At 49.9% G+C, this 18,356-nt stretch carries 28 protein-coding genes; 19 read left to right on the plus strand and 9 right to left on the minus strand.

Annotated features, from left to right (window positions below):
* The first annotated feature begins 47 nt into the window (after window positions 1-47).
* The 15 genes from ACZM60_RS02725 to ACZM60_RS02795 all read left to right on the plus strand — a co-directional run bounded on the left by ACZM60_RS02725 (window position 48) and on the right by ACZM60_RS02795 (window position 8,650).
* The gene (locus ACZM60_RS02725) at window positions 48-2,141 is read left to right on the plus strand and encodes a hypothetical protein (RefSeq protein WP_489520741.1); all 2,094 of its coding nucleotides are present in this window, start codon (window positions 48-50) and stop codon (window positions 2,139-2,141) included.
* Window positions 2,142-2,179: 38 nt separating this feature from the next.
* Window positions 2,180-3,073 (plus strand): AAA family ATPase, encoded by an 894-nt coding sequence (locus ACZM60_RS02730; RefSeq protein ID WP_489520742.1) that lies wholly within the window; start codon window positions 2,180-2,182, stop codon window positions 3,071-3,073.
* Window positions 3,066-3,731: an ATP-binding protein gene (locus ACZM60_RS02735; protein ID WP_489520743.1), complete on the plus strand. Its 666-nt coding sequence runs from the start codon at window positions 3,066-3,068 to the stop codon at window positions 3,729-3,731. Before ACZM60_RS02730 ends, ACZM60_RS02735 begins: the two co-directional genes overlap by 8 nt.
* A 16-nt stretch (window positions 3,732-3,747) precedes the next feature.
* Window positions 3,748-4,194 (plus strand): hypothetical protein, encoded by a 447-nt coding sequence (locus ACZM60_RS02740; RefSeq protein WP_489520744.1) that lies wholly within the window; start codon window positions 3,748-3,750, stop codon window positions 4,192-4,194.
* Window positions 4,191-4,808 (plus strand): helix-turn-helix domain-containing protein, encoded by a 618-nt coding sequence (locus ACZM60_RS02745; protein ID WP_489520745.1) that lies wholly within the window; start codon window positions 4,191-4,193, stop codon window positions 4,806-4,808. The genes ACZM60_RS02740 and ACZM60_RS02745 overlap by 4 nt, the downstream gene beginning before the upstream one ends.
* On the plus strand, window positions 4,777-4,941 hold the full coding sequence (locus tag ACZM60_RS02750) for a hypothetical protein (protein ID WP_489520746.1): 165 nt from the start codon (window positions 4,777-4,779) through the stop codon (window positions 4,939-4,941). The genes ACZM60_RS02745 and ACZM60_RS02750 overlap by 32 nt, the downstream gene beginning before the upstream one ends.
* A gap of 196 nt (window positions 4,942-5,137) precedes the next feature.
* Window positions 5,138-5,668: a host-nuclease inhibitor Gam family protein gene (locus ACZM60_RS02755; protein ID WP_489520747.1), complete on the plus strand. Its 531-nt coding sequence runs from the start codon at window positions 5,138-5,140 to the stop codon at window positions 5,666-5,668.
* 152 nt (window positions 5,669-5,820) lie between these two features.
* Window positions 5,821-6,108 (plus strand): hypothetical protein, encoded by a 288-nt coding sequence (locus ACZM60_RS02760; protein ID WP_489520748.1) that lies wholly within the window; start codon window positions 5,821-5,823, stop codon window positions 6,106-6,108.
* Entirely contained in the window at window positions 6,108-6,308 is a 201-nt protein-coding gene (locus ACZM60_RS02765) for a hypothetical protein (protein WP_489520749.1), read from the plus strand. Before ACZM60_RS02760 ends, ACZM60_RS02765 begins: the two co-directional genes overlap by 1 nt.
* A complete protein-coding gene (locus ACZM60_RS02770) occupies window positions 6,293-6,502 on the plus strand; it encodes a hypothetical protein (protein WP_489520750.1) in 210 nt (69 codons plus the stop codon). The genes ACZM60_RS02765 and ACZM60_RS02770 overlap by 16 nt, the downstream gene beginning before the upstream one ends.
* Window positions 6,496-6,978: a DUF4494 domain-containing protein gene (locus ACZM60_RS02775; protein WP_489520779.1), complete on the plus strand. Its 483-nt coding sequence runs from the start codon at window positions 6,496-6,498 to the stop codon at window positions 6,976-6,978. The genes ACZM60_RS02770 and ACZM60_RS02775 overlap by 7 nt, the downstream gene beginning before the upstream one ends.
* Complete coding sequence (locus ACZM60_RS02780; protein ID WP_489520751.1) at window positions 6,975-7,184, plus strand: molecular chaperone DnaJ; 210 nt, start codon at window positions 6,975-6,977, stop codon at window positions 7,182-7,184. Before ACZM60_RS02775 ends, ACZM60_RS02780 begins: the two co-directional genes overlap by 4 nt.
* Entirely contained in the window at window positions 7,165-7,407 is a 243-nt protein-coding gene (locus ACZM60_RS02785; protein WP_489520752.1) for a hypothetical protein, read from the plus strand. The genes ACZM60_RS02780 and ACZM60_RS02785 overlap by 20 nt, the downstream gene beginning before the upstream one ends.
* A gap of 343 nt (window positions 7,408-7,750) precedes the next feature.
* Window positions 7,751-8,437, plus strand: a complete 687-nt coding sequence (locus tag ACZM60_RS02790) for a BRO-N domain-containing protein (RefSeq protein WP_489520753.1) — start codon at window positions 7,751-7,753, stop codon at window positions 8,435-8,437.
* A gap of 3 nt (window positions 8,438-8,440) precedes the next feature.
* A complete protein-coding gene (locus ACZM60_RS02795; protein WP_489520754.1) occupies window positions 8,441-8,650 on the plus strand; it encodes a hypothetical protein in 210 nt (69 codons plus the stop codon).
* A gap of 49 nt (window positions 8,651-8,699) precedes the next feature.
* On the opposite strand, the gene ACZM60_RS02800 is transcribed toward ACZM60_RS02795, so the two are convergent.
* Window positions 8,700-8,909 (minus strand): DUF4248 domain-containing protein, encoded by a 210-nt coding sequence (locus tag ACZM60_RS02800; protein WP_489520755.1) that lies wholly within the window; start codon window positions 8,907-8,909, stop codon window positions 8,700-8,702.
* A gap of 98 nt (window positions 8,910-9,007) precedes the next feature.
* Window positions 9,008-9,421, minus strand: coding sequence for an HU family DNA-binding protein (locus ACZM60_RS02805; protein WP_489520756.1), 414 nt, complete (start codon window positions 9,419-9,421; stop codon window positions 9,008-9,010).
* A 164-nt stretch (window positions 9,422-9,585) separates the two neighbouring features.
* Between ACZM60_RS02805 and ACZM60_RS02810 the strand changes: the two genes are divergently transcribed.
* Window positions 9,586-9,828 carry a hypothetical protein gene (locus tag ACZM60_RS02810; RefSeq protein ID WP_481375448.1) on the plus strand — a complete coding sequence of 81 codons (243 nt, stop codon included), beginning with the start codon at window positions 9,586-9,588 and terminating at the stop codon, window positions 9,826-9,828.
* On the opposite strand, the gene ACZM60_RS02815 is transcribed toward ACZM60_RS02810, so the two are convergent.
* Together ACZM60_RS02815 and ACZM60_RS02820 are read right to left on the minus strand one after the other, a co-directional pair.
* The gene (locus ACZM60_RS02815) at window positions 9,825-10,283 is read right to left on the minus strand and encodes a hypothetical protein (protein WP_481375447.1); all 459 of its coding nucleotides are present in this window, start codon (window positions 10,281-10,283) and stop codon (window positions 9,825-9,827) included. The two genes, ACZM60_RS02810 and ACZM60_RS02815, sit on opposite strands and share 4 nt — an antisense overlap.
* Complete coding sequence (locus ACZM60_RS02820) at window positions 10,280-10,876, minus strand: phage virion morphogenesis family protein (RefSeq protein ID WP_489520757.1); 597 nt, start codon at window positions 10,874-10,876, stop codon at window positions 10,280-10,282. Before ACZM60_RS02820 ends, ACZM60_RS02815 begins: the two co-directional genes overlap by 4 nt.
* Window positions 10,877-11,083: 207 nt before the next feature.
* Between ACZM60_RS02820 and ACZM60_RS02825 the strand changes: the two genes are divergently transcribed.
* Both ACZM60_RS02825 and ACZM60_RS02830 read left to right on the plus strand, forming a co-directional pair.
* On the plus strand, window positions 11,084-11,803 hold the full coding sequence (locus ACZM60_RS02825; protein WP_489520758.1) for a KilA-N domain-containing protein: 720 nt from the start codon (window positions 11,084-11,086) through the stop codon (window positions 11,801-11,803).
* Between the two features lie 3 nt (window positions 11,804-11,806).
* Complete coding sequence (locus tag ACZM60_RS02830) at window positions 11,807-12,019, plus strand: hypothetical protein (protein WP_303913112.1); 213 nt, start codon at window positions 11,807-11,809, stop codon at window positions 12,017-12,019.
* Between the two features lie 100 nt (window positions 12,020-12,119).
* Here the strand turns inward: ACZM60_RS02830 and ACZM60_RS02835 are convergent, their stop codons facing one another.
* The 5 genes from ACZM60_RS02835 to ACZM60_RS02855 all read right to left on the minus strand — a co-directional run bounded on the left by ACZM60_RS02835 (window position 12,120) and on the right by ACZM60_RS02855 (window position 17,200).
* On the minus strand, window positions 12,120-13,403 hold the full coding sequence (locus tag ACZM60_RS02835; protein ID WP_489520759.1) for a phage minor head protein: 1,284 nt from the start codon (window positions 13,401-13,403) through the stop codon (window positions 12,120-12,122).
* A gap of 80 nt (window positions 13,404-13,483) precedes the next feature.
* Window positions 13,484-14,770, minus strand: coding sequence for a phage portal protein family protein (locus ACZM60_RS02840; protein WP_489520760.1), 1,287 nt, complete (start codon window positions 14,768-14,770; stop codon window positions 13,484-13,486).
* 5 nt (window positions 14,771-14,775) lie between these two features.
* Window positions 14,776-15,207 carry a phage protein Gp36 family protein gene (locus ACZM60_RS02845; RefSeq protein ID WP_489520761.1) on the minus strand — a complete coding sequence of 144 codons (432 nt, stop codon included), beginning with the start codon at window positions 15,205-15,207 and terminating at the stop codon, window positions 14,776-14,778.
* On the minus strand, window positions 15,201-16,733 hold the full coding sequence (locus ACZM60_RS02850) for a hypothetical protein (RefSeq protein ID WP_489520762.1): 1,533 nt from the start codon (window positions 16,731-16,733) through the stop codon (window positions 15,201-15,203). The genes ACZM60_RS02845 and ACZM60_RS02850 overlap by 7 nt, the downstream gene beginning before the upstream one ends.
* A 2-nt stretch (window positions 16,734-16,735) precedes the next feature.
* A complete protein-coding gene (locus ACZM60_RS02855; protein WP_304212764.1) occupies window positions 16,736-17,200 on the minus strand; it encodes a DUF1804 family protein in 465 nt (154 codons plus the stop codon).
* Between the two features lie 180 nt (window positions 17,201-17,380).
* On the opposite strand from ACZM60_RS02855, the gene ACZM60_RS02860 reads away from it, so the two are divergent.
* Window positions 17,381-18,352 (plus strand): hypothetical protein, encoded by a 972-nt coding sequence (locus tag ACZM60_RS02860; protein WP_489520763.1) that lies wholly within the window; start codon window positions 17,381-17,383, stop codon window positions 18,350-18,352.
* Window positions 18,353-18,356 lie beyond the last annotated feature (4 nt).

Below are 18,356 nucleotides of genomic sequence, written 5' to 3' on the forward strand. Positions count from 1 at the left end.
TCCGGGTTCAAGCCCCGGAGCCGGACTATAATCTTAACGAATTAATCATGGAAATGTACGGAAACACATTATGCGTCAGCTTTACGGAGCTTATACGTGGGGGGATTATCAGTAAGCCCACTTACGACAAGTATGTTCGTGAAGGTAAACTGAACATATTGCAGCGTGGAGGAAACGGACGCGAAGCTTTGATCGCTTACCGCTCCATGCCGGAACGGCTCCGTGCAGCATACGATGACACATTCAAAAACGCATACGAGGAAATGAAACAGCGTGAGCAGGAAAAGTACATCAACACACAGATTCGGTTCGATGCCGATGCGGTACGATTCTTCAAGGAGTTTGAGCCGAGCATCGAGTTATCCAGACAGATGGAATACATCCTAAACGCTCAGGTGATGAACGAAATGGTGCGTACGGAAAAGGCACGCAGTGTGGAACATGCCAAAGGTGGTTTTGCCCGCCGTGCGGAAACATGGAACAGTGTGCTGATTTGCTGTGAGCGTCTTCGCGAAATAACGAATCACACCCTGCCCAAAAATCCGGCACGTCTGCGCGAAAAATTCAATGCCTACAAGCGTGAGGGATACGGGGTGCTGGTGAGCGGTAACCTGGGCAACAGTGCCGCACGCCGCATCGGAAAGGCTGAAGGTGCTCTTTTGCTGAAGCTCCGCCGGAGCAAGTTCCCTGTCTACACAGATATGCAGCTCTTTGAGGAATACAACCGTCAGGCGGTGCTTCGCGGGCTGAAGACCATCAAGAGTCCTACCACGATGCACAGTTACTTGAATGATCCGGCGGTGATGGTGTGGTGGTATGCCGCGGTAAATGGCGAAAGGGAATTTAAGAACAAGTATATGCCAACCTTCGACACGGTAATGCCGTCCATGCCGAACTCGCTGTGGTACTCAGACGGAACGAAGATAAACCTTTACTACCGTGCTTATGATGAACGGCAGAAACGATGGGTGGCACGCACCACGGATGTGTACGAAGTGATGGATGCCTGCACGGAACTGTTCCTCGGCTACTTTATCGGTGACGGCGAAAACTTCTACAACCAGTACATGGCATACCGTATGGCACTCCAGACATGGAAGGTAAAGCCTTACGAGATAGTGACCGATAACCAGGGAGGACACAAGAAGCTGGCTTCGCAGGGATTCTTCAAGAAACTCTGTCATCTTCACAAAACCACGATGCCGCACAACGGCCAGTCAAAATCCATCGAGTCCGCTTTCGGACGGTTCCAGCAGCAGGTACTTCACAAACTATACAATTTCACCGGTCAGAACATTACGGCAAAGAAGCTTTCCAGCCGTGCCAATGTTGACATGGTAATGGCTAACATTGATAAACTGCCCACGCTGGAGGAACTGAAACAGCAGTATGCCGACTGTCGCGAAGAATGGAACTCGATGCAGCATCCTACCAGCCCAACCGGAATGACCCGTTTGGAAATGTACACCGCCATTGAGAATCCGAAAGCCCAACCGCTGGATGATTACGAAGCACACGAAATCTTCATGTTGTTCTCTCAGGCTCCGGTGCTATACACCAAGGAGGGTTTCAACTTCCGCATGAACAAGCAGGAATACAGCTACATGGTGTATGGAGACGACGGGCTGGTGGATATGAACTTCCACCTTCAGAACGTGGGCCGTCAGTTCCTCTACCGATATGATCCGGAAGACATGACCCGCATCGAACTTTGGGCGGTGACTGACACGGGAGCCAAGTATGCAGCCATCGCCACACCGAAAGTCACCATTCACCGTGCCACTCAGGAACGAACCGACGAGGAAAACGCTTATCTGTTTGCGCAGCTGGATGCCAACCGCCGCACACGTGCAGCCATGCACATCGCACAAGAGGATCTGTTTATGGAAGAAGCCATGGGCGAGGCATACACCCAGCTCCGCATTCCGCGTCCGGTTGCGGTGAGCGAAAAGCAGCTTGACGGATACCGTGAGGAAATGAAGAAAGGCACACTGGAAGCTCCGGTACAGATGCCCGACACGGACATTCCGGAAGAGCCTGTACTGGCAGACGAACCGCTGACTTTCGCATCAGCCGGTGACTGGACAAAAAAAGTTTCGAACAGCACGTTCGATGAGCTGAACAGCTTGGGAAAATTCTAACTATTTGATTGAACAATGTTTAAATACCTATTAAAACAATGAAACTGACTACAGAAATGAAAGAACAGGTACGTAGCGCACTGATTGCTTATTGTGAAAATTACCCGACACGCAATCGCGCGGCAGAGAGTCTGCAAAATGTCAGCTCTGCCACCGTCAGCCAGTTATGCAACGGAAAATATGACTTGATCAGTGATGACATGTTTACACGTATCGCGGTTCAGATTGGATTTGCGTTTGATTCCTGGACGCTGCACGAGGGAAAGACTTTCAAGGAAATTACTTATGCGCTGACCGACGCACAGGCATACAAGAACGTGACATGGGTTGTGGGCGATGCCGGATGCGGAAAGACTACCGCAGCCATCGAGTACCGCCGTACGCACCGCAATGTGTTCTACATCCTCTGTTCGGAAGATATGCGCCGGAGCGACTTTGTGCGTGAGATAGCCAAGCAGGTAGGTGCACCTACCGACACGACCAACCTTCGTGACATGCTGGAGAACGCTATCAGCATGATTTCTTTCCTTGGGAACCCGCTGCTAGTGTTCGATGAAGGCGACAAGCTTACTGACAGCGTGTTCAACTATTTCATCAGCATTTACAACCGCCTGGAAGGTCACTCAGGTATCGTGTTTCTCAGTACGGATTACATCAAGCGCCGTATGGAAGCCGGTCTTCGCTACAACAAGAAAGGTTACAAGGAAATAAACAGCCGAATCGGACGCCGTTTCTTCGATGTATCTCCCACAGAACAGAATGACATATACGCCATCTGTCAGGCTAACAACTTGACCGACCGTGCCGATATAGAAGAGGTGCTGAAGGATGCCAAGCGAAGCGATAACGACCTTCGCCGCGTGAAACGATGCATTCACCGACAGAAGAGAATGATTGAAGCCCGCCTGAAGAAAGGAGGCAACAATGAATAGAGAGGAAACTACACCGCCCCCACGCAAGAAGTTTACTTTCGACCGCAACGCAAAAGGTGTCCGTGAGCTTCTGTCCATGAAATTCGATGTAATGCAGTTTGATGGTCCCTGGTATAATGCATTCGGTACTCCTGAACGACGGGGAGTATGGATCATCTGGGGAAACTCCGGAAGCGGAAAGACCAGTTTTGCCCTCCAGCTCTGCAAGTATTTGTGCCGTTTTGGCCGTGTGGCTTACGACAGCATGGAGGAAGGTGCTTGTCGCACTATGCAGGATGCCATCAGGCGTACAGGAATGATGGAAGTCAACAAGAAGTTCCTGCTTATCGATAACGAGGATATGGATGAACTCAGCATCCGACTTTGCCGACAGAAAAGCCCCGATATCGTGGTAATCGACTCTTTCCAGTACACCCGAATGACTTACCGACAGTACATCGAGTTCAAGGAAAGACACAAGCGAAAGCTGCTCATTTTTATCAGCCATGCAGAAGGACAACTTCCCAACGGACGCGCTGCGAAAGGAGTCATGTATGATGCTTCACTGAAGATCTACGTGGAAGGTTTCAGAGCCTTTTCAAAGGGCCGGTTTATCGGCCCAGTCGGTTACTATGACATCGTGCCGGAGAAAGCCCGGCAATATCACGGAGAAGAATAATCTAACACATACAATCATGAAAGTAACAATGAAAGAACGCCTTATAACCCCGCAGCAGATCAAGGCACTGCAAGCCCAGTTTCACAAGATGGGGTTCAGTGAAGAAGACCGTCACGGGTTTATCAGCCAGTTTACTTCTGGCCGCACCGACAGCACTGCAGGGCTAACCAAAGAAGAAGCCGCACTGCTTCTTAGCCGCTTCAACAAGGAGTCAGCCGACCGCGTTCGCAAGGAGGCGCGTGCCCTAGTGAAACAGATATTCTCCCTTTCGTTTCGTATTTCCTGCCTGAACCGTAACTATACGAACGAAACACCGGAGGATTTTGAAATGAACAAAGCGAAGATAAACCAGTTCTGCCGCACACGCAGCAAATTCCGCAAGAACCTGACGGAAATGTCGCTGGCAGAACTAAAAGAAGTGAAACGACAGTTTGAGGCAATGGCAAGAAAGGAGGAGAAATGAGAAAACAATCAGAAATAAATCGGGCAATAGAGCACTTGAAGGCTTATACAGACGCAGCGAGCCGAATACAGGTGGAAGTCCTGGAAATGAAGCGCAGCGAGACATGGGTATTCAATCAGTATGTGCGCAACGTTCCGGAAGACGAACGGAACGAAACTCTGTTTTATGCCGCACGGGATGCAGCCCAGTTCCTCGCAGGAAAGATCGGTCTCAGTTCTATCTGTCCGGATCTGGAAGATGAACCGGAAGAGGAGCAGGATGAAAATATTACGCTATCACGCAAGGAATACAATAATTTATTGAAACGTCTGGAGCGTGTAGAGAGAAAGCTTGGACTTAAATCACAGATTAATCGTATAAGCCGCAAACTGGTTTCGGAAGCCGATCCGGAGGACCTGATGTCGCAGGCTGATGCGTGCAGATACATCGGCTGCGGAAAGACTACCATAAAGCGATGGGCAGACAGAGGATTTCTGACTGGCTATAAGGACGGACAGCGGATATTCTATTCAAAAAAGGAAATTGATAAAAGTAAAGTTGTAAAAGAGCACCGCATAACGGTAGCAGAAAGGCAGGAGGAAAATGGAACAGACAATCGAACAAATCCAGAATGACATTATGAACCGCATGCAGCAGTTTGACTTCGCCGATCAGGTACTCATTCTGCGGGAATTGGAAAACTTCTGCGGACAGCAGGCGGACGAAGCCCTGAAGATGGAATATGATATGCAGCAATGGAGGACATGAGGGATGAATAATAGAAAGAAATATATCGTATGGAGGATCATAGTTTCCTTACCCGGCAGGCCGGTCAAGATTCTCCGTACTTGCTGGAGGACAGATAATCTCAATGACGTAAGACGGTTGGCAAAAGCCCTTAATCCAGATGCAAAAATACGCTTATGCTATACAGAATTTAAATAACAATTAAAACTTAATTAAGATGGCAAAAAGAACAAAGAAAACAGTAATCAGCGGAGTAAGCCGCGAACAGTACGAACAGGCATTTGCCGAATTCGCCATGGCCGACGCAAAGGCCCAGTCACTCACAGCAAAGATGGACCAGGAAATGACGAAGATTCGTGAGAAGTACGCCGACCAGCTGGCCGAGCTGAATGAAACGAAAGACCGTACCTTTGAGGTGATGCAGACCTACGCCACCGAAAACAAGGATACGCTGTTCAGCAAAAAGAAAAGTCTGGAATCGGCACATGGCATTATCGGATTCCGAACAGGTAATCCGAGACTGAAGAACCGGAAAGGCTTCACCTGGGCAGCCGTAACAAACTTATGTAAAGAGTTCCTTCCGCAATACATTCGCACTACGGAGGAACTGGCAAAGGATAAGCTGCTGGCAGATCGTGACGTTCCGGAAGTTGCTGAACAGTTTGCGAACATCGGCGTAGAGGTAGTGCAGGACGAATCTTTCTATGTGGAACCAAAAAAGGAAAGCGATGCGGTCCAAACGGTCTAAGTACAGTTATCTCCGTCGCGGTAATCTTTGGATTGTGTATCGTAATGAATACACGGATTCTACGTGTATAGGCACTCCCATTGCGGAATGCCGTTCCAAAGAGGCAGCACGGGATAAGGTTTATCAACTTAATGGATGGAAGAAAAAGAATTATGGCTGAACTTACTTTTAAGACAAACATCCGGCGCGACAAATGGCCGCGCTGGATGAAAAAGCTGCACGAGTACATGACCCGTGTAACTCAGGACAGAGAGCTGGAACCAACCCGTGATGAATACCTTCGCCTGAAAATGATTATGGAAGGGTGTATAGAGAATCTGAAAGATGAGGAACACGCACGCCGGGCTTCTGTCCGTGTATTGCTCGGAGAAGACGATAACCGGTTATCTCTCATAATAATGCGAAGCAATCTGGTAATAACATCTTATTACATCGAATAATGAATAAACGTACACAAATCATTCTTTTCACAGCCTTTTCTGTCATTATAGGGCCGCTGGTTATCCTTGGATTCATTCTGAATTTTACAGGAAGAATATTCGGAATACTTGGCTGGCTCTGCTGGATGGAACCACGAATGGCACGGAAAGGATGGGATGAACTAATCAAAAAAATAAAAGACTCATGGAGCACGAATTAGGAGAAACGTTCACCTGGAACGGACATGCGCTCGAAGTAGTCGAGGTGAAAGCCCCGGAAGACCCTTGCAACGGATGCTGGTTTTTTGAGCACGCCATAAGCTGCTACGGGAAAGGACTTGAATGTATGGACGATTCGAGAAGAGATCACACTAACGTAATATTTAAACAATCAACAAAAATAGAAGAATTATGATGCACAATTGGTTTACATGCAAAATCCGTTATGAGAAAACAATGGAAAACGGAATGCAGAAAAAAGTAACAGAACCCTATCTGGTAGACGCTCTCAGCTTCACAGAAGCCGAAAGCCGTATTATCGAAGAAATGACACCGTTTATCAGCGGCGAGTTCGAAGTGGCTGGAGTTGCTAAAGCAAACTACAACGAACTGTTCCCAAGCGAAGAGGAGTCTGCCTGTATCTGGTATAAGTGCAAACTTTGGTTTATCACACTCGACGAAAAGAGCGGAGCAGAAAAGCGTACCGCCTTCAAGGTACTGGTACAGGCTTCCGACCTTCGCGATGCCATCAAGAAGCTGGATGAAGGTATGAAAGGCACTTTGGCCGACTACGTGATAGCCTCCGTACAGGAAACCGCCATTATGGACGTGTATCCTTACGAAGCGGAACCCGATGTGAAACCCGAATTTGAAAATGCAGACAGAAGATGAAAACAGAAAAAAACTATATCCATCGCCGCGTATGCCTCTGCCGCCAGTGCGGAGGAACCGGCACAGTGACCGTGTATGCAGAAAAAGATTTGCAGCATCAGTACCCCGAACAGAAAGTGTGTCCGCAATGCCAGGGCAGCGGACGTATCTGGCTCAGCGGAACAGTAATCAAACAGATTGAACCCTATGCAGAACCAGAACCTTGATCTGTTCAAGCCTCGCAGGGTGGCTGCAAAGATTCATTACAGCATAATCAGTCAGTTCATGTTCGTTTGGATCAAGCACAGCCGCCCATGCGACTTGAAGGTGCAGCGTTCGAAGCAGAGCCCCGAATACCTGGGCATCTGCTTCGATGTGGAAAACAATGACACTATCGACATGATGTGTGAGCTGGAGCGTGATTTGAAGATTGAAATTATAGACCTTTAATAACCACTATCCCGGTGTGGCCTGATAAGCCAATCCGGGAACAAAATTCGGGATATTCCGAAAAAAATCGGGCAAGCGTGCTTGGATAATAAAAAAGAATTTGCATATTTGCGGTGCTCAAAGTTTATAACATATCTACATAGGACAGCGAGTTCTGTCCGATAGTACCGCATCGGGCATTTTTTATGCCTGTATGCAAACCGTCTATAATACGGCGGCATCTGTACCCGTGCATACGTTGTAATAACGTGTGCGAGTCCTATGTAGATAGACTTTGAGCGACGGGTTAAGCGGATGCCGTTCTTTTTTTATCCGCACAAATGCTCATTAAATTATCTACATTATGGTAAAACAAAACGAAAACCAGACTACGGGGCTGGTAGAAGTGTTCAGCTTCAATCAAAGTAGTACACCTATCCGTGTACAGATAATCAACGATGAACCTTGGTTTGTGGCAAAAGACGTTTGCGATGTGTTAGAACTGACTAATCACAGAATGGCAATTAAGTCTTTAGACGAAGATGAGGTAAATAGTACTTACCTAACCGATGCATTAAACAGACAACGAATAACTAATATTGTCAATGAATCCGGTTTATACACATTAATATTCCAATCACGCAAGCCAGAAGCAAAAGCATTCCGTAAATGGGTTACATCCGAAGTACTTCCGTCCATCCGCAAGAAAGGATATTACGGTATGTACAAACCGAAAACAGATTTCATCGACGCGCGAGATATTCCCTACGAAACACGTATGTTCAATAACAGCCCAGTACGTTGCGTAACCATAGATAATGAAACGTGGTACAGCATGAACGACCTGCATGCGGCAATGGGAAGCCGTACCGAAAGTACACAAGCTGCCAAGAAGCTTAACGCTAAGCAAACATTAGCAAAGAAAATTCTTCTTTTGGGGGCAAACAATCCCGGATGGTTTGTAATGACACGCGGAGCAATGCTTCTGCTTAGTGCCAGCCGTAAAATGAACAACGTAAAACAACTGGAGTTAGAATTCAAGGAGGACTGACCTATGGCAACGAAATTCAATTATGAACAATGGGAACAGTATCTGAAGATAGCAGATTTTGAAGAAACAGTAGATTCGCTGGATAATATACTGTTTACCGCAGTCATGAGATTACTTGACACTGATTATGGAAGTCCTGCACAGCAAGACCAAACCGATGTGTCGAACGTGCGTTTCCTTCTGGAAAACCTTCGCAAGTGCATCAGCCGATAATATACAGCAATCCCCGACACCGAAAACCGATGCCGGGGATTGCTGTATATTATTCGCCCGGTTCTCCAAGGAAATGACATATCGCTTCGTGCTGCAAGGGAGTCAGGCTTCGCTGCCCCTTATGGAAATGTAGTTCGGAAAGCCGTTGCTGTAAGTCTTCGTTCAACACTATCCAGCGGCGAAGCTGCGCTACGGCACTCCGGGCACTGGATTTAGGAAAATATTGCTGAGCCAGGTCTGTAAGGTATATCGCTTTCATAATAGGTAAAGATACAAATAATTTTTTTTACTGCAAAAATTACCCCGCGGTAAACGTCCTGTTTCCGCGGGGTAATGAATCATTTTTCCGGCGGTAAATTATTCGCCTTCCAGCTTCTTGTACGATTTCACCTTCTTAAACTGAAGGTTCTCCAGCGCCAGCGTGCTTTGCAAGCCCAGTCCCGGTCGGAACTGAAGGTGTACCTGACGGATGTAGCTTTCGTTGAATTCGTCTGGGACATCTGCTCCGTTACTGCGTATCTGCGCCTGAAAAGTACCCAGATTCTCCAGTTTCACAATTTCCCCTTTGGCGATATGACGGTTAATCTGCTTGATCAGCGCACGGATCACGTTCAGCACGTCACCGTCCGTCAGAGTAGTACTATAGGCGATATCGTCAGCAAGTTCGTTGATGTCAACAGTTCCGCTTGCTTGTGCCTTGGCGTAGAATTTAGCTTCGCCTTCCAAATCTCCAGGTTTCTTGTATGCCGCAATAGAATAATTGATTGCCATGTGTCTGTCTTTTTTAAATGTTTGTAAAAATGTGGTTAACTTGTCATGACAGTACAAATCTACGGCAGTACAAGGCCATACTGTCGTAATAGCAGTTATTATGTGCGTGAATGGGATAATGTCCGCTTTTTTTTGTACTTTTGCGATAAAGTCAGCAGGATGATATGGTAAAGAACAGCCGTCAGAAAATAGTGGGAATGAGCTATGCTTTCCGCGTGCAGGAAATAGTACGCATTTATGATGAGCATGCACGGAGCGGGCTTTCGAACCGGGAAATCCTTCGTCGTTACATCTGGCCGAAGTACCGCATCTGCGAAAAAACTTTCTATAACATCATCAATGCCAGCGCCGATCCGCGCGTGACGGAACGCATCGCCCAGGCAGAACGGCAGCTGACGCTTTTCTAATAGGTCTGTGTGACCTGACAGGTGAAATCGCTGATGTCTTCCACCAGCTCCTCGTGGTTATGGTTGGTGCTGCTGCCCGTGCGTCGGGTCATGCAGACAGATTCATTCCGGGCAGACAGAAAGAAGTTGAACAGGTGCGCATCAATCTTGTCCAGCAAATCGAAGCGCTCCAGCGATTCCTCCTGAAACATACTCCCGTTCCTTGCGCTCCCTTTCCATTTCGTAACCACATGCAGCCGGAACGGAACGTCTGCCTGCTGGGTGGTTCCTCCCAGCGTGCGCCACTGTACGGGCCGGAATTCGATAAACACCGCCGGGGTGTCGAACGGGTCTTCCTGCTCGATGAATTCCACCTGCTCGTTCCACAGGTCTATGTGTCGGATAAGCGGCTGTCCGCCGTCGTCTTTCAGTTCTTTCAGAGCTTCGGTCAGGCCGAGATAAAGCATTCTTCTCATAGTGTGTCAAAGTTTTTAGCGTTATTGTAAAAGATTTCTTTCAGCAGTTTTTCCAGGTCGGGATGGTTGCCGATGAACTGCCGTCGGGGTATGGTGATTTTGCTGCCTGCCTTTTTCATGGCCATGGCGCGGTAGAACTCCGCTTCGGCGGTAAGGGCACGGTTTCGTTTGTTATTGCGCGGTGCGCCGTTTTTCTTTCGTTGCAGGTTGTTGCTGAATCCGTCGGCAGCCTTTCCACCGGTCACGGTCTGATAGCGGTACCAGAAATAAGCCTTCATCTTCCGTGTTACGGTGATGGTGCCTCCTTCGTTGTGTATCCGGGCATACGGTTCGGTGGTTTCAATCACCACGCTGTCGCGGCTGGTGATGCGTCCCGTGATGCTACGTCGCAGGTTCCCGGTACGGACGAGCAGCCCCCGGCTCTTGTCGTCGTTAAACTTGCGGCGTGCCCACTTCTGGTTGAAGAAGGCTTCGCGCTCAAAGTTCCGGTCGAACTCTTCCAATGCTTCCGTCCGTATATCCTTCAGCGTCTCCCTTACCAGTAGGTTGATGCGTCGCTGGAGGTCGTTTGTTATTTTTTTGCTTTCATTCATTTGGTAGTTTCAAAATTTGTTGTACTTTTGCCGGTGACCTCACATACCATTCTTGGGCAAATAAATCTATAAGACTTTATTTTGAACAGGATATTTTAGAATAGCCCTCTATGGTGGCCGTGCGGAAACAACCGGCTGCATCCGCCCTGCGTATGTGGAGGTCACACCTACGGGGGGCTTTTCTTTTATATCACAATTCTTATCAATATGACCTCTAATAAGAATTTGATTGAAATCCTCAACATTGAGGGAAACGAAGTGGCGGTGTCCCGCCAAGGTATCAACAACTGCATGGTAAACCTCACCCAGATGGCTAAGCCGTATGGAGCGAACAAAGCTCCGGACAGATGGCTTCGTACAACAGAGGCAAAGGAGTTTTTGGCAGCTCTTGAAGAAGAGAACCTCGTTCGCCATATATGGCGAACGGAAGATGACAGCTTCATCATAAAGAAACAAGGAGGACACGCAAATGAGCAAGGTACTTGGTGTACTGATTATCATGTGGCAATAAGATTTGCCATGTGGCTTAATCCACATTTCGGGATAGCTGTTATAGATGGGTTCATCAAGTTCCTCACCGGACGCAATGTTGGCACGCTGGTCAACACCCGTATTCTTCCTGCCCCGAAACACCGTGAGGGGTTCCGCAAGCTGGAGGCTATCCTGCGCAGATACACTTCGCTGGCAAACCTGAAAGAGATTGCAAAACGGCACAACGTTACGCTCCATCACGTGAAGGACGTGCTGAACGGAAACAGTGTGAGCAACTCCGTACTCCAGTCCATCATCGACACGGCCAAGGAAAACAAGAACAAGGGCATCACCTTCCCCGACTGGCGCATCCGCAAGAAAGGCATCGACTACAGTCAGACGGTATTCGACTTCGAGCCGCAGGACATTGTGGAACTTAACGGAAAGGAGGACTAAGCCATGAAAACGAAATACGACATGACCCCACTTGAAAGCGTTGTACAGGACAATACTCCGAAGGAACTTGCCACAGCCTTGCAGGCCATCCTGCTCGATTCCTGTGTGTATTACACCGACGTTACGAACCGCGGCTGTCCCGACAGTACTGATGCCGACAACATTCTTATGGTACGCGCACTGCTTGAGGCATTGCAGGAAACACATCAGGTATAATGGAATAATTGTCATTACGGTTTGATATTTAAATAATTAATCGTATATTTGCATTGGTGCTAAGCCGAAAGGCCGTGCGCCCCGACTCAGGCAGGTTTCTTTATTTGAAATCTGCCTGTTTTATTTCCCAATTATTTTTCAATATATCCTCACGATTATATGTTACATCTTTACCATTACGGATAATTGTTAATGATTGTACGTTATCAGCTCTTCTAATCCTACTTGTAATCGCATCACGTAAATTACCCAACGGTATATCAGTATCCAGCCATAGCACAATGTTGTCAGCTTGTTTCCGTCCGTCACGTATCAGGCGGTCGATGGCATTCACGGACGGGGTGGAAGCCATCTTGTATTCCTGCTCCATGTCCAAGGTGCGGTTGTAGCTGTCTGCGCTCTTTCTGCCTTGCGGATTGTCCAGCAAGTCTATTTCGTAGCCGTGCTTTTCGGCAAGGTAGGTTCCGATACGGATGTTCTCTTCACGCTCATGCTTTCCGTGTCCGTCATGAATGCGGAGTTTTCCGGCTTTGGTGGGAACAACCGTATAGTGGCTGATGCTTTCCTGAAGCAACCTGCACGCCCGGCATACCTCATTGTCCGGAATGTCGGCTGCCAGCTTCATCTTGTCTGGACGTACTTCGCACTGGTTGCATTTGCGCAAGGTGTAGCCGTTGTATGCCGGGAAGGTGGTCATCCGCTTGCCGGGGTTGAACATGAACATTTCCTGATACTTTCCGGCGGTGGCCTGACTGCCCAGGTTCATGGCTTCCTGCTCGTTGCTCACGGGGTATTTGTCCTTGCGTACCTGCACCACGGTGCATCGGCATCCCCATCCGTTGGGCGGGAAATATTTGTCCCAGAACGGGCTGGTTATCGGAAGGGTGATGTTATGCAGCATCCGGTGAGTACGACGTACCCGCTTGTCGCCCACGGTGCGGTACTGGAGGTTATATCGGTCGCCGTCCTGCTCGAATTTCTTCCACCGCGCAGCCATCAGGGCGGACGTTTGGGCGAAGTTGTATTCCGTACGCAGGTACTGCACGTTGTAGGTGTCATGTACCTTTTGAACCTCATTTAAGAACTGATTAAACGGCTTGCGGTTTCCTTCATCATCCAGCAGGGAGGGGAAAGCCTCGTTCAGTTCGTGGAAGGTCTTGATGCCGCTGAACACGTAGTTCGATTCCTTCAGACGTTGCACCGATATGTCGTCCAGCGGGACTTCCTTCAGAGCGGTGTCTACCGCTTCGTCCAGTACATCGGAATGGGTACGGATGAAACGCTGCACCTCTTCGGCAGTCAGGCTTTCGGGCGATACTTCTGCCTGCTGATAAAGCCATCCCATGAGCAGCATCCATCCGGCTTCTACGGTGGGAAACTCCATTTCGTCTTCCGTTTCTTCCTCAGTCGCCAGTTTCAGGATGTCGGCGTACCGCTGATGCAGCCCCTTATAATCCTCGGGGCTTAGTCGAAAAAAGGGTGTTCCCCTTCCGGCAATACCAGCTTCTGCTCTTCCTTTCCGGACTTCTGTTGTGCCGTTTTCTTCACTTCCGGAACCGCTACGGAGGATGTGTCCTTCTTCCGTTTCAACGGGATGTTGTATTTGTCTACAAAGTATTTTGGCTCCACTTCGTAATGCTCCAGCAGCAGACGCTCGTAGGCCACCTGCTGTTCGGGGGTATAGTCTACCGACTCATCCCACGCGAAGCGGAAACCTTTCAGCGGGAATCCGTGACGGATCATGCGAGGGATGAGCTGCCAGTTCACCAGGTCACGGATGAGGTCGGCATCCTTCTGAATCAGGTTTTCCAGCATCTTGCGGTGCACCTCGCTCTGCGAAAGGCTGGCCCCGTCTTCCATGGTCATCGTGACGGTAAGGATTCCTTTCGATATTTCCGAGTTACAGCGATCGATGCGTTTGTCGTACACATTGAACGCATCGGCACGGGTGCTTTCCTTCAGGTCGACGGTAGTTCCTTCGGGGAACAAGCCGTAAGCGGCTGCTCCCATGTCACGCAACATCCGTTCAATACGGTCGTATTCCTTCGGGTCGCGGCTGGTGGTAGTCGCCACTCGCAGCGGCATACCGAATATTTCTCCGAACATATCCCAGAACGAACACATGTTCTTTTTAGGAATAGTCTGCTGGGCGCATTTCAGATACAGACCCAGATTATGCGTGCCTCCGGCTTCGATGCACCAGTCTTTCATCTCGCTGTTCCGGTAGTCGTAGCCCACCTGCCAGGTGTCGTTTTCGTGGGTGATGATGACACCGTATTCGGGAATGACGTGGGTACGCGGAATCAGGCTTACCCGGTTGTAGGCCATCCGTCCGTCCACTTCCACCACGTCGCCCAGTTCAATAAGTGAATGACCGTAGTAATTGCTTTCCAGTGCCATTCGCATGAATTCCTTAAACCAGGGAGCTTCCAGCAGTTCCGTCAGTTCCGGATTCTCCACACCCTTCGCGTCGCAGAGCTTGAAACTCTTGTTCAGTACGAATCCCATGCGCTGTTGCACGCATCCGGTCAGGTGCAGGTCGGCATCCACATCGGTATAAAGATTCAGCAGACGGGTACGGTTTGGGTTGTCTACGTTGATAGCCATCTGCCATGCACGCCGCCAGTCGGCCAGGTCACGCCGTGTCAATGCTTCCGTGAGCAGCTGGAGCTTGACGCTCATTTCCTTGATGCGCCGTCTTTCGGCGGCATTCATCCGGTTGAGATATTCTATTTTCGGTTTCTTTGTCATAATCGTTACCAGATATAGTTGTTACGTTTGTCGGAGCCGTAGCGTATACCGGCGCCGGTTTGTTCTCCTTCTTCGCCCGTGGGTTGCAGTTCGGGAAGGTTCATGACCGCCTTTCCAGCCTGTACCTTCTCCAGATATGCGACAGCGTTTTCAAACTGTTCCTTCCGGATTTCATATCCCATCTTCTGCGGCAGACTGAGCACCATGAAATAGAGTGCCAGGTCGGCCACCAGTCCCACGAGGTCGAGGTTCCTTGCTTCGCCTTCGGCGGTGAAGGCCGTCTGCATGTCATAGCGTCCGTCCAGATAGCTTGCAATCCGGTCCATGGCACGGCGTTCGGCCAGCAGACGATTGTCGTCCGTAGCCTGCTGGATAATTCTCAGCGCGTCGGTGCTGACCTGTATGTAGTCTTGTTCGGTGATAAACATAATTACCATGAGTTTTTAGGAGGTCGCCGCACGCCCAGTCGGGGTGTGAACGAAGCCTCACGGGTTTGTTTCTGTAATTTATAAATTGCTCCCTCACTGGCATCGGGGAAGTCATCGTGTGCACGGCTTCCCTGTTCGAAAGCCAGTGTTTGGTCGATTCCGGCCCGCATGTCGGGGTCTTCTTTCAGCTTCTCGTTATAAAAGAAGTAGCCACGTTCCCATAGTGGGCTAATAGCCTCCACACGGGCGAACTTGTCGGGCTTCTTCCGTTTGTCCGGCATGATGGGAAGCTGGTAGCCCCGTGCGTCGCCTTCACGCTGGAACTCGTCGAGGATGGTGTCCTGCATGAAGTTGGCTTCCATGTAGATACTGACCGCCGCATCCTCAGGCAGTGACTCGTAGACATCGTAGAGCCAGCGCACCATTTCGCCCACGCTGCACTGGCGGCAGAAGGCACGCAGCAGATGCAGTTCCCGGTGGGAGGCGGTTTTCAATCCACGCCTGGGACGACCTATCATGGCGGCAGCCTTGTAGTCGTTCTTTCCGGATGATTTCCACGAAGGGTCGATGTAGAGCACTATCTGCTCGTAGTATTTCAGTTTCAGCATCGGTCGCCAGCGTATCCACCGTTCCTGAAACACGGCTCCCTCGGTGATGGGATTATTCATGTATTCCTTCTGAAACGAGCGGTAGCCCATGAACTGTTCGCGGTCGCGCAGTTTCTCGATGGTGTAGAACTCCGGCCAGGCAGGATTCCCGTTGCGATCGATGGCGTTCACCTCAATGGTCTTTACGGTCGGCGTGTCAATGATTTTCTGCAATACGGAGTTTTTGGAAATCAGGTTACCCACCATGATGAAACGCCCGTCCTTGCCTCCGAAGCAGCCGAACAGGGCTTCCTTTATCCAGTTGGTCATTTCCCGTACACGGGCTTCGCTCCGGCACATCTCATCGTCGTCGAGGTCGTCCACCACGATGTAGTCCGGACGCATCTCCCGGAAACGCAGACCACGGGGCGACTGGCCACGGCCTCGGGAGAAAAAGGCGCACTGGTCTTTGGTGACAAATTCGCCTTCCTGCCACATGCCGCTGTTGTACTGTTCGCCAAAGTCCCGGATGATGTACTGGTTGTATTGCAGTTCTGCCTGAAGGTCGCCCAGCAGACCATCGGCGCTGTCTTCACTCTTGCCGACCAGCACCATAACGTGCAGCTCGCTACGGAACTTCAGCCAAAGCGGGATGCCGATGTCCAGGTGTACTGACTTGGCATGACCGCGCGGCCACTTACAGACCAGACGCAGTTCCGGATGTGCGGCGATGTAGCGTGCCGCCTCGTTGTGGAACCGGGCATTCGGGCACTGGCAGTAGTGCGAAAGGTAGCGCTGGCAGAAACAGTCGTAATCCTTCAGGGCACGGGCGATGTTCCGCTTGCGTTCTGCTTCGGTTTCCACCCGTTCCTGCGAGGTCATCCGTTCCACCCGCTTGCAGTGTTCCTGCCATCGTTTCAGGGCTTCTTTCTTTTCCTGCTCTGTCATACTTAGCCTCCTTTCTGGGCGAAGAGTTCATTCAGGTAATCGTTGTGCAGCTGGTTCACGAGCTGGAACAGTTCGTTGGTCAGCTGGGGATACTTGTCACGGTTGGCCGCCAGCCAGTTCTCGAAGTCGATCATCGTGTCGATGCGGTCTACCACGCTGGCTTTCTTCTCCAGCTTCTCGATGGCCGTGGCCGTCTTGATCAGCTTGTCTCCCAGGCTGGCCAGCATATCCTCGTTGCCCGGCTCGTTCGCCTTGTCGAGCAGGGAATTGATGGAAGACAGCAGTTTGTTTACCAGTTCCGGACGGGTAATGTTGCGTGCCGCCTTCATTTCTTTCCAGCCCAAGGTATTGATCCACCGGCTGAGTGTCTGACGGCTCACTTCTACTTTCTGAAGAATCTCTTCCTGCGAAAGTCCGCTCATGTAGAGCACCCGTGCCAGTTCCTGTTTTGTGTCGTTTTTAGCCATGTTTTACCTTGTATTTAATATTCGTTTAAGGCAAAGTTCATCCATTTTCGTGCATTCAGGAAAAAGGGATGCAAGCGTTACAGAGAACAGTGTACAGGTTACGCACTTCCTTGCAACCGTTACACACTTTTTTGCCCGGACGGGAAAGGCAGAGTAAGTTTGCGTCAAACGAACGGAAAAATGGCAAAACGAATCAGAATATCGAACGAAACGCTGAACTGCTACGGCACGTGGATCCGTACCGAAGGCATCGACCTGACGCAGTTTAACCGGAATCCCGTACTGCTCTGGATGCACCAGCGGGGCGTGGTAATAGGAATGATCAAGGACATACGCGTAGCGGATGGAGAAGTGACCGGCGAACCCTGGTTTGATGAGGTACGCGAAGAATCGCGTCTGGCAAAGCAGCAATGGGAAAAGGGCACGCTACGTATGGGTTCGCCCAACTTCGAGATACTGGAAACAAGCGAAGACGCTGCCTTGCTGAAACCCGGACAAACCCGTCCTACCGTAACCCGTTGCAAGCTGATGGAATACAGCATGGTGGACATCGGCGGAAACGATGACAACATCCGGCTCTCTTACGAGGGACGGGAACTCAGGCTGGATGCAGGAGGCGGATGCGACCTGCCGCTGTTGAAGGAAAGCTTTAATGAAAACCAAACATTACAGACAATGAACGAACAATTGAAAACCATCGCCCTGATGCTGGGGCTGGCGGACACCGCCACACTGCCGGAAGTGCAGAAACAGATTAATGTGTTGCTCGGCTACCAGACGGCCAACGCGACGCTGCGTACCGATAAGGAGAAGCTGGAAAAGGAACTGGACACCTTGCGTCTGGCTGGTATTACCCAGCTGGTGGATGAGGCCGTAACTTCCGGAAAGATTGAAGCAGGGAAGAAAGCGCACTTTATCGAACTGGGAAAGAAGGTAGGCCAGGAAAGCCTGAAACTGACCTTTGAGGCCATGCACGGCACGGTCAAGCCGTCGATGATGCTGAACCGCAGTACTTCGCAGGCGGCAGGCGACTGGAAGAAACTGAGCGAAGTTCCGGCAGAGGAACTGAAACTGATGCGAAAGAACGATCCGCAGCAGTACCGCAGGCTGTACAAGGCTGAATACGGTGTGGACTGTCCGGAACTTAACTGATTGT

Source organism: Phocaeicola sp. (genome assembly GCF_057861905.1).